The organism is Salinarimonas soli, assembly GCF_008386575.1.
Classification (GTDB): Bacteria; Pseudomonadota; Alphaproteobacteria; order Rhizobiales; family Beijerinckiaceae; genus Salinarimonas_A; species Salinarimonas_A soli.
The window spans coordinates 83168-95612 of record NZ_VUOA01000037.1; the positions used below are offsets into that span (position 1 = coordinate 83168).

General features: G+C 70.0%; 13 protein-coding genes. 8 read left to right on the plus strand and 5 right to left on the minus strand.

Features of this window, described 5'->3' with window-relative positions; translation table 11 throughout:
* Window positions 1-154: 154 nt before the first annotated feature.
* Window positions 155-1030: an SMP-30/gluconolactonase/LRE family protein gene (locus F0L46_RS20900; protein WP_149821210.1), complete on the minus strand. Its 876-nt coding sequence runs from the start codon at window positions 1028-1030 to the stop codon at window positions 155-157.
* 26 nt (window positions 1031-1056) lie between these two features.
* Window positions 1057-1728, minus strand: a complete 672-nt coding sequence (locus F0L46_RS20905) for an SDR family oxidoreductase (RefSeq protein WP_149821212.1) — start codon at window positions 1726-1728, stop codon at window positions 1057-1059.
* Window positions 1729-1881: 153 nt separating this feature from the next.
* Here F0L46_RS20905 and F0L46_RS20910 point away from each other — a divergent pair, with 153 nt between their 5' ends.
* Both F0L46_RS20910 and F0L46_RS20915 read left to right on the plus strand, forming a co-directional pair.
* Entirely contained in the window at window positions 1882-2910 is a 1029-nt protein-coding gene (locus F0L46_RS20910; RefSeq protein ID WP_149821214.1) for an aldose epimerase family protein, read from the plus strand.
* 105 nt (window positions 2911-3015) lie between these two features.
* Window positions 3016-4638: an ABC-F family ATP-binding cassette domain-containing protein gene (locus F0L46_RS20915; RefSeq protein WP_149821216.1), complete on the plus strand. Its 1623-nt coding sequence runs from the start codon at window positions 3016-3018 to the stop codon at window positions 4636-4638.
* A gap of 7 nt (window positions 4639-4645) precedes the next feature.
* Here F0L46_RS20915 and F0L46_RS20920 read toward each other — a convergent pair whose 3' ends face one another.
* Complete coding sequence (locus tag F0L46_RS20920; RefSeq protein WP_240540087.1) at window positions 4646-5422, minus strand: SDR family NAD(P)-dependent oxidoreductase; 777 nt, start codon at window positions 5420-5422, stop codon at window positions 4646-4648.
* A 154-nt stretch (window positions 5423-5576) separates the two neighbouring features.
* On the opposite strand from F0L46_RS20920, the gene F0L46_RS20925 reads away from it, so the two are divergent.
* Window positions 5577-6107: a hypothetical protein gene (locus F0L46_RS20925; RefSeq protein ID WP_188312069.1), complete on the plus strand. Its 531-nt coding sequence runs from the start codon at window positions 5577-5579 to the stop codon at window positions 6105-6107.
* A gap of 71 nt (window positions 6108-6178) precedes the next feature.
* On the opposite strand, the gene F0L46_RS20930 is transcribed toward F0L46_RS20925, so the two are convergent.
* Entirely contained in the window at window positions 6179-6952 is a 774-nt protein-coding gene (locus F0L46_RS20930; RefSeq protein ID WP_149821220.1) for a maleate cis-trans isomerase family protein, read from the minus strand.
* Window positions 6953-7044: 92 nt separating this feature from the next.
* On the opposite strand from F0L46_RS20930, the gene F0L46_RS26305 reads away from it, so the two are divergent.
* From F0L46_RS26305 to F0L46_RS20940, 3 genes are read left to right on the plus strand one after another with little or no spacing between them, the layout of a single operon-like run.
* Entirely contained in the window at window positions 7045-7197 is a 153-nt protein-coding gene (locus F0L46_RS26305) for a hypothetical protein (RefSeq protein ID WP_188312070.1), read from the plus strand.
* Complete coding sequence (locus F0L46_RS20935) at window positions 7178-7999, plus strand: ABC transporter ATP-binding protein (protein WP_149821222.1); 822 nt, start codon at window positions 7178-7180, stop codon at window positions 7997-7999. The genes F0L46_RS26305 and F0L46_RS20935 overlap by 20 nt, the downstream gene beginning before the upstream one ends.
* Before the next feature lie 12 nt (window positions 8000-8011).
* Window positions 8012-8839, plus strand: a complete 828-nt coding sequence (locus F0L46_RS20940) for an ABC transporter permease (protein ID WP_149821224.1) — start codon at window positions 8012-8014, stop codon at window positions 8837-8839.
* 10 nt (window positions 8840-8849) lie between these two features.
* On the opposite strand, the gene F0L46_RS20945 is transcribed toward F0L46_RS20940, so the two are convergent.
* Window positions 8850-10040, minus strand: coding sequence for an FAD-dependent oxidoreductase (locus F0L46_RS20945; RefSeq protein WP_149821226.1), 1191 nt, complete (start codon window positions 10038-10040; stop codon window positions 8850-8852).
* 78 nt (window positions 10041-10118) lie between these two features.
* Between F0L46_RS20945 and F0L46_RS20950 the strand changes: the two genes are divergently transcribed.
* Window positions 10119-10901 (plus strand): SDR family NAD(P)-dependent oxidoreductase, encoded by a 783-nt coding sequence (locus F0L46_RS20950; RefSeq protein WP_149821228.1) that lies wholly within the window; start codon window positions 10119-10121, stop codon window positions 10899-10901.
* Window positions 10902-10914: 13 nt separating this feature from the next.
* Entirely contained in the window at window positions 10915-12429 is a 1515-nt protein-coding gene (locus F0L46_RS20955; protein WP_149821230.1) for an aldehyde dehydrogenase, read from the plus strand.
* Window positions 12430-12445 lie beyond the last annotated feature (16 nt).

Here is a 12445-nt window from a genome sequence, read left to right on the forward strand (position 1 = left end):
CGGCCGGTGGGGGTTTCAGCGGCGCGGCCAATGCTCGAACGCTTGCGCATCATGCGGCTTGCCACGGCTGCTCCTCCAGACGCCGCGATGGTAGCGCTTTCATAGAGGCGGTCAATCGACCCTTTGCAAGCGGTGTCAGGCTCCCTGGCAACGCCTAGCCGGCGAACGGCGTCTCGGGCAGGCCGCGCACGCCAAGGCCTCGAATCGCGAAAAGAGAGCCCGCGAGGGGCTGCGCCTTGCGCTCCTCGTCGGTGAGCATGGACGTGGCGCTCGTCACGTACAGGACGTCCAGATTCTCGCCGCCGAAGGTGCACATCGTCGGGTGGCGCACGGGCATCGGAATCAGCCGGTCGAGGCGCCCCCCTGGATCGAAGCGCGCCACCGCGCCGCCATGGACCAGGGCGCACCAATAGAAGCCCTCGGCGTCCACGGTGGCGCCGTCGCAGCGCCCCTCGATCTCGCGGGTCGAGAAGAACACCCGACGATTGCGGATCGCCCCGTCGTCGACGTCGAAATCGTAGGCGAACACCGTCTCGGCCCGGCTGTCGGCGAAGTACATCGTGCGGTCGTCCGGCGACCATGCAAGGCCGTTGGAGACGATGAAGCCCTCGTCCATGCTCCGGCAGGACAGGTCCGGGTCGAGGCGATGGAGGGCCCCGTTGGGGTCCTTGAGGGCACCGTCGCGGGAGCCGCACCAGAAGCGGCCGCGCCGGTCGCACTTGCCGTCGTTGAGGACGTTGTCGGGCCGCTCGGGCTCGGGATCGACGATGAAGGCGGTCTCGCCCGTCGCGAGGTCCACGGTGCAGAACCCGTTCTTCAGCGCGGCGACGAGCCCGCCCCGCGACCGCACGGCGAGCGAGCCCACGAGCCTCGGCATGGGCCAGGTCTCGACCTCTCCGCCCTCGACGAGCCGGTGGATCGCCGGGGCCTGCACGTCGACCCAGTAGAGCGCCCGCTCTGGCCCATGCCAGAGGGGCGACTCGCCGAGTCGGTTGCCCATGGGGCGCACGACCTCGATCTCGTGGCTCATGTCGGAATCCTCGTTGGCGGCGCGCCCTACCAGGGCAGGGGCTGGTCGTCGTAGGTCATGAAGGTGCCCGTGTGATGCCGGCTCGCTCGGTGGATCACGCCCCGCATCCCGCCGACGCTCGTCTCCACCTCGACCCGGGCACCGGCCTCGGTCTTCGCCCAGCCGGGGTGGAGCGCGAGGCAGCAGACGCCGCGTGGCCCGAGGTCGACCGCGAGGCTGCGCACCACGGCGTTGAGCCCCGCCTTGCTGGAGCGGTAGGCGTAGGAGCCGCCCGTGAGGTTGAGGCCGATCGATCCCATGCGGCTCGACACGAAGGCCATCACCTTCATCTCGCTTCGCGCCACATGATCCACGAAGGTCTCGGCGAGCTTCATCGGCCCGATCAGGTTCACCTCGAGGATCCGCCGCCACGACGCGTAGTCGGTCTCGCCAAAGGGCGGGTGGGGGCGCGCAATGCCGGCATTGCTCACGAGCACGTCGATCGCGGTCCCGTCGAGGTCGCGGGCGAGCCCCTCCACGGCCGCATGGTCGCTCACGTCGAGGCGCCGGATCTCGACGGCACCCTCGATGGCCTGGGTCGCGTCCGCGTTGTCCGGCGACCGGCACGTGGCGATCACGCGCCAGCCGTCGGCGGCGTATTGCCGGGCGAACTCGACGCCGAGACCCGTGTCGCAGCCGGTGATGAGAACGGTCGGCATCGGTGTGTCCCTGCGAGCGCTCCCAGCGCCGTCGTGGGGGGAGGCTAGGCGAGGGGCGCTTCGGAGACAAGGTGAGGTGCGCGCCCGTCGACGGCCCGGAGCCCTGGCGCTAAGGTTGCCCCTGAGAGCGCTGCTACGGGAGCGGGGAAGGGAATGGTGCGACGGAGCTTCGGTCGCGTCGATGGCGAGCCCGTCGACGAGGTGGTCCTGACCTCGGGGTCTGGCGCTGTCGCTGGCGTGATCACCTGGGGTGCCGTGCTGCGCGATCTCGTGATCCCGACGCCGCGCGGGCCCCGCCGCGTGGTGCTGGGGCTGAACACGCTGGAGGACTACCTGCGCCACTCGCCGCATTTCGGCGCGATCGCGGGCCGGTATGCCAACCGGATCCGGGGCGGGCGCTTCACGCTCGACGGCGTGGAGCACGAGCTGCCGCGAAACGAGAACGGGCGCACCTCGCTCCACGGGGGCGGTCACGGCTTCGGGAAGCGCCCCTGGGCGCTGGTAGCTCATGACGAGACCTCCGCGACGCTCGCGTTGCGCTCGCCCGACGGGGACGCCGGCTATCCGGGCAATCTCGACGTGACCTGCACCTACCGGCTCGCGGGCACGACCCTGCGCATCGAGCTCACGGCCACGACCGACCGGGCGACCCCCGTCAACCTGTGCCACCACTCCTATTTCAACCTCGACGGCGGGTCGACGATCCTCGACCACGAGCTTGAGATCGCCGCCGATCTCTACACGCCCCTCGACGCGGACAACGTCCCGACGGGGGAGGTGCGGTCCGTCGCGGGCACACCCTACGATTTCAGGGCTCCCCGTCCCATCCGGCTGGAGGAGGGCGCCCAGCGGCATCGCTACGACGACAACTGGCTCCTGCGCCGGGACGGTGCCGAGCCCTCGGGCGCGGCCGGTCCGCTCGCCTTCGCGGGACGGGTGCGCTCGCAGGCGGGTCCCCTGTCCCTTGAGGTCTGGACCACGGAGCCGGCCATGCAGGTCTACGACGGCTACAAGCTCGACTTGGCCGTACCAGGGCTCGACGGCGAGCGCTACGGGCCCTGCGCCGGCTTGTGCCTTGAGCCGCAGCACGTGCCCGACAGCCCCAACCAGCCGCATTTCCCGTCCACGATCCTGCGGCCGGGTGCGGTCTACCGCCAGGTCACGGAATACCGCTTCGCCTGAGGCCGCGGGCCGGGGCGGTGCGACCCCGGGCCTCCGGTGCCGTGCGGTCGTGACAGGGGGCGGTGCTTGGGGTAAGGCCCCCGCTTCCCCTCAGGCGAAAAGTCCATGATCCGCGTCGAGAACGTCAGCAAGCAGAACAGCCACCGCATCCTCTTCATCGAGGCTTCGGCGACCCTCCAGAAGGGTGAGAAGGCGGGCCTCGTGGGTCCCAACGGTGCGGGCAAGACGACCTTGTTTCGGATGATCATGCAGGAGGAGCAGCCCGACGAGGGGCAGGTCTCCGCCGACCGCGGGATCACGATCGGCTATTTCAGCCAGGACGTCGGCGACATGGCGGGCCGCAGCGCCGTGACCGAGGTGATGGACGGGGCCGGCCCCGTGAGCGGGGTCGCGGCGGAGCTACGCGCGCTCGAGGCCGCCATGACGGATCCCGACCAGGCCTCCGATCTCGACCGGATCATCGAGCGCTACGGCGAGGTGCAGGCGCGCTACGAGGAGCTCGACGGCTATTCTCTGGACGGCCGGGCGCGGGAGGTTCTCTCGGGGCTCGGCTTCAGCGACGAGATGATGGACGGCGACGTGGGGGCCCTCTCGGGCGGCTGGAAGATGCGCGTCGCGCTCGGGCGCATCCTGCTCATGCGTCCCGACGTGATGCTCCTCGACGAGCCGAGCAACCACCTCGACCTGGAGAGCCTCATCTGGCTCGAGGAGTTCCTGAAGGGCTACGAGGGCGCGCTCCTCATGACCTCGCACGACCGGGCCTTCATGAACCGGATCGTGAACAAGATCGTCGAGATCGACGGAGGCTCGCTCACCACCTATTCGGGCGGCTACGAGTTCTACGAGGGGCAGCGCGCGCTCAACGAGAAGCAGCAGCAGGCGCAATTCGAGCGCCAGCAGGCGATGCTCGCCAAGGAGATCAAGTTCATCGAGCGCTTCAAGGCGCGTGCGTCACACGCGGCTCAGGTGCAGAGCCGCGTCAAGAAACTGGAGAAGATCGACCGGGTGGAGCCCCCGAAGCGGCGCCAATCCGTCTCGTTCGACTTCCCGCCCGCGCCGCGCTCGGGCGACGACGTGGTCAGCCTCAAGGGCGTCCACAAGCGCTACGGCGAGCGGATCATCTACGAGGGCCTGGACTTCATGGCCCGCCGCCGGGAGCGCTGGTGCGTGATGGGCGTCAACGGCGCCGGCAAGTCGACGCTCCTGAAGCTCGTCGCCGGGGCGGCCGAGCCCGATGCAGGCACCGTCAAGGTGGGCGGCAGCGTGCGGCTCGGCTATTTCGCCCAGCACGCCATGGAGGTGCTCGAGGGCGACCGCACGGTGTTCGAGACGCTGGAGGATGCGTTCCCGCAGGCGGGGCAGGGCTCCCTGCGCACGCTTGCGGGCTGCTTCGGATTCTCCGGCGACGACGCCGAGAAGCGGTGCCGCGTCCTGTCGGGAGGCGAGAAGGCGCGTCTCGTCATGGCCAAGATGCTCTACGACCCGCCGAACTTCCTCGTCCTCGACGAGCCCACGAACCACCTCGACATGGCGACGAAGGAGATGCTCATCGCGGCGCTCGAGCGCTACGAGGGCACGATGCTGTTCGTCTCCCACGACCGGCACTTCCTCGCGGCCCTGTCGAACCGGGTCCTGGAGGTCACGCCCGAGGGGGTGTTCCAGTATGGCGGCGGCTACACCGAATACGTGGCCCGCACGGGCCAGGAAGCGCCGGGCCTTCGCCACTGACGCCGGGTCAGCGCGCGAGCCAGCCGCCGTCGATCGGGAGCGTGTGCCCCGTGATCATGGCGGCGGCGTCGCTCGCCAGGAACACGATCGCGTCCGCCACCTCGTCGGGCTCGATGAGGCGTCCGAGCGGGGTCGCGGCGAAGATCGCCTGGGCCATGTCGGGATCGGCCATCAGGGGTTCGACCAGGGCCGTGCGCACGAAGGCCGGCGCCACCGCGTTCACCCGGATGCCGGACGGGGCCCATTCCAGCGCCCAGGCGCGGGTGAGGTTCACGAGCGCTCCCTTAACCGCGTGGTAGGCGGGGTTCGGGTAGAGGCCGCCCCCGGTCAGTCCCATGATCGAGGCGACGTTCACGATCGCGCCGCGTCCCTGCCGCAGCATCGGCGCCACCGCCGCTCGCGCGCAGTGGAACGCGCCCGTGAGGCCCACGTCGAGGACCCGTTCCCATCGCTCTGCCGGCAGGTCGACCGTCGGCATTCGGGCTCCGATTCCGGCGTTGTTGACGAGGATGTCGAGGCGCCCGTGACGTTCCGCCGCCTCGGCCACGGTCGCGCGGACGCGCGATTCGTCCGACACGTCGAGGGCGACGGCCCTCGCGGCGCCGCCTAACCCGTTGATCTCGCTTGCAGCCTCGTCCGCGCGTGCCACGTCGACGTCGGTGACGACGACCGTTGCGCCCATCGCGGCGAGGCCGACGGCCGTCGCCCGTCCAATCCCGGCGCCCGCTCCCGTCACGAGGGCGACGCGCCCGTCGAGGCGCAGCCTGTTCGCGATATTCGACAACGTGTTCCCCCCTGGCGACGCGCCGGATCGCCGCCGGCCGGCTCAGCATAGTGCCGAACTGACGCAGGATGCACAGGCCCACCGGACGGTTGACGAGCGCCCGCGCGAGGATCACGCTCTGTCCCGGGGGCGCGCCACCTCAAGGATGGGCGTCATGCAAGGCTTCGATCACGTTCTGAATTGGAAACTGAAGCAAGGTTCGCATCCGTTTCCGGGTAAAGACGGCGGTACCTGCATCAACGAGGCGGCGCTCGTCGCCGAAGGCTTCGAGTACAGGCCGATCCGCCAAGCCGAGGACATGCCGGACTGCTTCTCGCGGCCGATCTGCCGTTTCGCCATGCTCCTCAACGACCAGGCCTGCGACAGCGACCGCCAGCGCCTGCTGCCCTTCGTCACCCGTCTGGCCTGCGCCGACGGGCCGGAGGTGGAGCGGGCGAGGGCCGCCTATATCAACCGGCACATGCGGACGGACTTCGGCGAGTTTCCCTTCGACCGGGGGCTGAAGGTGCTCGAGGGCGCCCTCGCCATCGGACGCCAGGCGAACTCGGCGGAGATCGGGGAGGTGAAGTCGAGGATGGAGGCCGTCCAGGCCAAGGCCACGACGCCGACATCGGTGCCCGAATCGCCGCTTCTCGCCAAGATCAAGAGCTGGTTCGGCGCGAAGGATGCCGAGCCCGTCGCCTGAAAACCAGGCCGCCCTCTCGCGTCACACGAGAGGGCGGCCGCTTCGTCGCGGTGCTCGGGTGCACGCCGTCGTCAAACCGGCGCGCACCGCTCCTCGAATCGTGGCCGCCAGTCGCTTGCCTCGATCCACGCAAGAAGGCTCTCCTGCGTCGGTGAGCGCCCCTCGACCTGGAGGACGGTCCGCCAGGCGAGGCACAGCATGCAGGACATCACGGGCGCCCGCCCAAGGCGCGGGCGCTCCAGAATCGGGCGCAAGGTCGGCATGCCTGTGCCGAGCATGACCACGGCATCGAGATTGCGCCCACCAAGCGCGTCGAGCGCCTCCCGGGCGCCGGATGCGCGCATGGAGTAGATCGGGTGAAAGGCGCCCTCGTCTGGGGCGGCGCTCGCCACCTCGGCGGCCTCGATCCCTCGCTCGCGCCAATAGCCCACGCTCGCCTCGGTCAGGCCCGCCGGATAGGGGCTCACGAAACCGACGCGGCGGGCTCCGCTGACCCGCAGGGCATCGACGACGGCCTTGGCGCTGGTGATCACCGCGACGCCGAGGCGCTCCTCCAGCCGGGCCACGATCTCGTCCTCGCGCTGCGCCCCCACGAGATAGGACGCGCCTGTGCACGCGATCGCCACGGCGGCGATCGGCGCGTTGGCGAACTGCGCGACTGCGTCGTCGAGGCGGTCGTAGTAATCGACCAGCCGCTCTTCGATCGTCCCGCGTGCGCTGGTCAGGCGGGCGTTGATCATGGCGATCCCAGCCGGCCAGAGGATCCCGAACTCCGGCTCGACGGTGGTGTTCGCTTGGGGCGTCAGCACGCCGACGAGGCCGCGCGGTGCGTATTCGAGTGCCATGGGTGCCAGCTTTGCGGGGCCAACGTTGACAGGCAGCTTGTATTAATTAGCATACAAGATCAAGAATCCGACATCGATCGCGGAGGCGAGCCTTGCTGGTGACGGCCGTTCTCACGACGCAGACGTGGTCCCGCGCTCACGGCCACGACCGCCTGCTCGCCGAGGTCGCATTCGAGGCGGTGCCGCGGCACGGCGCCCGGCCCAAATCCCGTATCGAGGTGGCAGATGTCGTCCGTGGCGCGTGAGATCACCCGGCCGGACGCCGCGCCGGCCGCCATCGCGATGGCGGGAATCGAGAAATGGTACGGTACCGGCCTATCCCAGGTGCATGCCCTCGCCCGCACCGACCTGTCGGTTCCGCAGGGCGAGTTGCTGGTGCTGCTTGGAGCGTCCGGCTGCGGCAAGACCACCCTTCTGCGCATGATCGGCGGCCTCATCGAGCCCACGGGCGGCGAGATGCGGATCGAGGGGCGGCCGCTCTGGCGCGACGGACGGCGCCAGGACGAGGCGGTGGCCGAGCTCGGCATGGTCTTCCAGGAGGCGAACCTCTTCCCGTGGCTCACGATCGAGGGGAACATCGCGCTGCCCCTGGAGCTGAAGGGGGTCGGCAGAAGCGAGCGGCTCGCCCGCGCCCGGGAGCTCACGCGGCTCGTCGGGATCGGCGGCTTCGAGGCCCGCTGGCCGAAGGAGCTGTCGGGCGGCATGCGCCAGCGCGCGGCCATCGCCCGCGCCCTGTCCTATGATCCCGACATCCTGCTCATGGACGAGCCCTTCGGCGCCCTCGACGCCATGACCCGTGACGCCATGAACCTGGAGCTGCAGCGGATCTGGATGGAGACGGGCAAAACCATCGTCCTCGTCACGCATTCGATCACCGAGGCGGTGTTCCTCGCCGACCGGATCGTGCTGCTCTCGCCCCGCCCCGGGCGGATCGACACGATCGTCGACGTGCCGATCCCGCGGCCGCGCACGCTCGACGCGCAGAGCCTGCCCGTGTTCCAGGACGTCGCGCGGCGGCTGCGCCACCGCCTCAACGAGATCAGCTAGCGAGGTGCCGACATGAGCGATGCGATCGTCTCCCCCGCCGCGCCGCCCGCTCAGGCCCGCCGACCCGCCATCTCCCGCGCGGCCCTGCTTCCCTGGATCACCACGCCGGCCCTCGTGATCGCCTTCGTGGCCCTGTGGCACGACTACGTGACCCGCAATAACGTGTCGGCCTTCATCCTGCCGGCGCCGGGCTCGGTCTGGTCCGCCTGGGTCGAGATGCTGTGGTCGTCGCGCGCCTGGGGGCATACCTGGATGACCGTCTACGCGACGCTCTACGGCTTTGCCTGGGCGCTCGTGATCGGGGTCGGGCTCGGCGTCGCCATCGCCCGCGTGCGCTGGCTCGAGACCACGCTCAACCCCTTCATCGTGGCCACGCAGGTGATCCCGAAGGTCGCCCTCGTGCCGCTCTTCGTGGTGTGGTTCGGTTTCGGCATCACCTCGAAGGTGATCGTCGCGGCGGTGCTGGCCTTCTTCCCGATTCTCACGAACACGGTCTTGGGCGTCAAATCCATCGATGCCGGCCATCGCGACGTGATGACGAGCCTCAACGCGACGCGCTGGCAGATCTTCCGCCGCCTCGAGCTGCCCTCGGCGCTGCCCTACATCCTGACGGGCATGGAGGTCGGCATCGTGCTCGCGATCATCGGGGCGATCGTCGGCGAATATCTGGGCGGCAACAATGGGCTCGGCGCCATGCTGATCGCCAAGATGAACGCCTACGAGACGGACGCGCTCTTCGCGGTGGTCATCCACATGACGCTGCTCGGCTTCATCTTCTACTTCGGGATCGGCGCGCTGCGGCGGATGCTCATTCCCTGGCACCAGTCCTCGGGGCGGTAACCCGGCGGGCTCACGCCGCAGCCGCCATCCGCAGCCCCTCGATCATCGAGCTGCGCATGAGATGCGCTTTCAGGCGCTCCCGGTCGGCCGTGATCGCCTGAAGGCCGGCGAGGATCTCGCGCCGCGCGACTGGGTCGCGCTCGCGCATCCGGGCACGGTTGCGGTCGGCTTGGGCGAGGATCTGCTCGGCCGCGACGGGCCGGCGGCTGCGGTCATAGGCGTCGAGGCGGGCGAGGGGGGCGCCACGGCGCAGGATGGCGGTGATCGCGTCCGTGAGCGCGAAAGCATCGTGCAGGCCGCCATTGAGGCCCATGCCGCCCGCCGGACTGTTGAGATGCGCGGCGTCGCCCGCGAGAGCGACACGCCCGACGCGGTAGGCTGGCACGATGCGCTGATGCACGCGGTAGGCCCGCTTCTCCAAGACCCGATAAGGCTCGCTGCGGGGAACGATCTCCTGGAGGCTCGCCTCGACCGCCTCGTCGGCGAGCTGATCGTCGATGGAGCGATCCTCCCGCGGATAGATCGAGACGCGCCAGCGGCCCGGAACCTTGAGAAGGCTGAAATTGCCTCCGTCCGTCCAACAATAGCTGACGTTGGAGAGCCCCTCCAGGTGCTCCTCGAACGGAACGTCCGTGGTCACGAGAAGGGTCGTTTCCGGATAGGTCTCGCCCTCGAATGGCAGGGCGAGCGACCGCCGCACGAGGCTTCGCGCCCCGTCCGTACCGATGAGCAGGCGAGCCCGCACCCGCTCGCCGCCCTCCGTCGTGACCGCGACGCCCGCGTCGTCGTGCTCGATGCCGGAAAGCGGCGTTCCGAATCGCAGGACGGCCCGACCTTCCCCCCGCAGCCGCGACAGCAGTGCGAGCGAGAGCTTCCACTGCTCGCATTGCAGGCGGTAGGGGTGGTTCGTCTCGCCAGCGAGCACCGAGAGGTCGAACACGGCCCGTTCCCCGCTCGGGTGGAGGCGAATCTGCCAGTCGGGGCAGACGAGACCGCCGGCGAGGAGCTCGTCCGTGATCCCGAACGGCTCCAGCATGTCGAGGGTCGGCGGGTGGAAGGTGGAGGCGCGAAGGTCCCGGACCACCTCCGTCTCGGCCTCGAACAGCTGAACGTCGATCCCGGCCCCGGCGAGGAGGAACGCGGCGCACAGGCCGACGGGACCTCCTCCGACGACGATGACCTCGCAGTCGCTCGTCTCCATCGCTCCCTCGCAGCCCCGAATTGACGTTGTCTTACAATTAAGACAAGCTGCTCGCCTCGTCAAAGAAAGCCTGCCGCGATGCCCGCAGCCGACGCGATCGCCCTGTCCCCTCCCGCCGGCAGCCGGGTCGCCGTGGTCGGCGCGGCGGGCGGCATCGGGCGGTGCCTCGTCGAGCGGCTGCTGGCCGCGGGCTGTCAGGTCGCGGCCCTGGACCTGCCCGCCTCCCTGGAGCGTCATCCGGTTCCGGAGGGCGTCATCGCCCATGCCCTCGATGCGACCGACGAGGGCGCCGTCGAGGATGCCTTCAGCGCGGTCCACGACGCCTTCGGCGCGCTCGACGGCCTCGTGAACCTCGTCGGCTTCACCCGTGAGCGGGTCCCCGTGTCGGAGACGCCGCTTGGAACCTGGGAGGAGGTCGTCGAGGGCAACCTCTCGTCCACCTTCCTCGCCTGCCGCGCCGCGCTGCCGCTCCTGCACCAGGGCAGGAACGCCGCCATCGTCAACACCTCGTCCGGCCTCGCCATGAAGCCGACCCCTGGCTACGGCCCGTATTCCGTCGCCAAGGCCGGGGTCCTCGCTCTGACGCGCCTGCTCGCGCAGGAGAACGCCCCGCGGGTGCGCGCCAACGCCGTCGCGCCCTCCGCCGTCGACACGGCGTTCCTGCGCGGCGGCACGGGCCGGGGAGGGGACGACGCCTCGGCGACGCGGCTCGACGTCGAAGCCTATCTGCGCACCATCCCTCTCGGGCGGATCGCCGACGCGGACGACGTCGTCGGACCCATCCTGTTCCTGCTCGGCCCGGCCTCCGCCTATGTCACGGGGCATACCCTGCACGTGAACGGCGGGCTCCTGATGACTTGACCCGGAGACGCCGATGAACGCGCCCGTTCCCGTGCCGCACCGCGTCCCGACCCTCGTCACGAGCTTCGTCGGCGGGCGGGAGCTTGCCGGCGGGAACGAGCGCCTTCCCGTCATCTATCCCGCAACCGGAGAGCGGGTCAGCGAGCTCGCGCAAGCCGACGCCGCTGAGGTGGACGCCGCCGTGACCGCCGCCCGCCGCGCCTTCCGCTCCTCGGGCTGGGCGACGCTGTCCACCGAGAAGCGGCAGGAGATGCTGCTCCGGCTTCATGACGCGGTGCTCGCCCACGCCGACGAGCTCGCCTATCTGGAATGCCTCAACCTCGGCGTGGTCCTGCGGGAGCTGCGCGAGCGGCACATGCGCCGCGCGGCGTACAATTTCCGCTTCTTCGCCGAGGTGATCGGCCAGGCGCGCGGCGACGTCTACGACCAGACGGCGGGCTATCGCAGCCTCGTCGTACGCGAGCCCGTCGGCGTCGCTGCCCTGATCGCGCCCTGGAACGCGCCGACGGCGCTCGCCTCCATGAAGGTCGCGGCGGCGATCGCGTTCGGCAATACCTGCGTGCTCAAGCCCTCCGAGCAGACGCCGCTTGCACTGCGCCGCTTCGTCGAAATCCTGCACGAGGCAGGTCTCCCGGACGGCGTCGTCAACCTCGTGAACGGGCATGGCGCGGTGACCGGGGACGCGCTCGTCGCGCATTCGGAGGTCGATCTCGTCAGCTTCACCGGCGGCACGGCCACGGGCCGGCGGATCATGGCGCGGGCTGGCGAGCGCCTCGTCCCCTGCACACTGGAGCTCGGCGGCAAGAGCGCCAACATCGTCTTCGCCTCGGCCGACCTCGACCGCGCCCTCGACGCGGCGCTCGTCGGGATCTACTCCAACAACGGCCAGCAATGCCTGGCGGGGTCTCGGATCCTTCTCGAACGCTCCATCGCGGACGACTTCATCGCACGCTTCGCCGAGCGCGCGGCCCGCATCCGGGTCGGCGACCCGATGCGCGACGACACGGAGCTCGGTCCCCTAGCCTCCGCCGCGCACCGCGACCGGGTGCTGTCCTTCGTGGAGACCGCGACGGGGGAGGGGGCCCGCCTGCTCACGGGCGGCCGTGCGGCCTCAGGGCTTGGCGCTGCCCTCGACGGCGGCTTCTTCGTGGAGCCGACCGCCGTGCTTGCCACGTCGAACGAGGCGCGCGTCTGCCAGGAGGAGATCTTCGGGCCCTTCGCGAGCTTCCTCGTCTTCGACACCTACGACCAGGGCATCGAGATGGCGAACGGCACCCGGTTCGGCCTCGTCGCCTATGTCTGGTCTGATCATCTGCCCACCGTCGAGCGCGCGAGCCGCGACCTGCGGGCCGGGGTGGTCTGGGTGAACACGCCCATGGTGCGAGAGCTGCGCGCGCCCTTCGGCGGCTACAAGGAATCGGGCGTCGGCCGCGAGGGCGGCGAGGCCTGCATGCAGTTCTACACTGAGGTGAAGACCGTCACGACGCCCGCGGCCCCGGTCACGATCCGGCGGCTCGGCCAATCCTGAGGGGCCGCCGGAATGG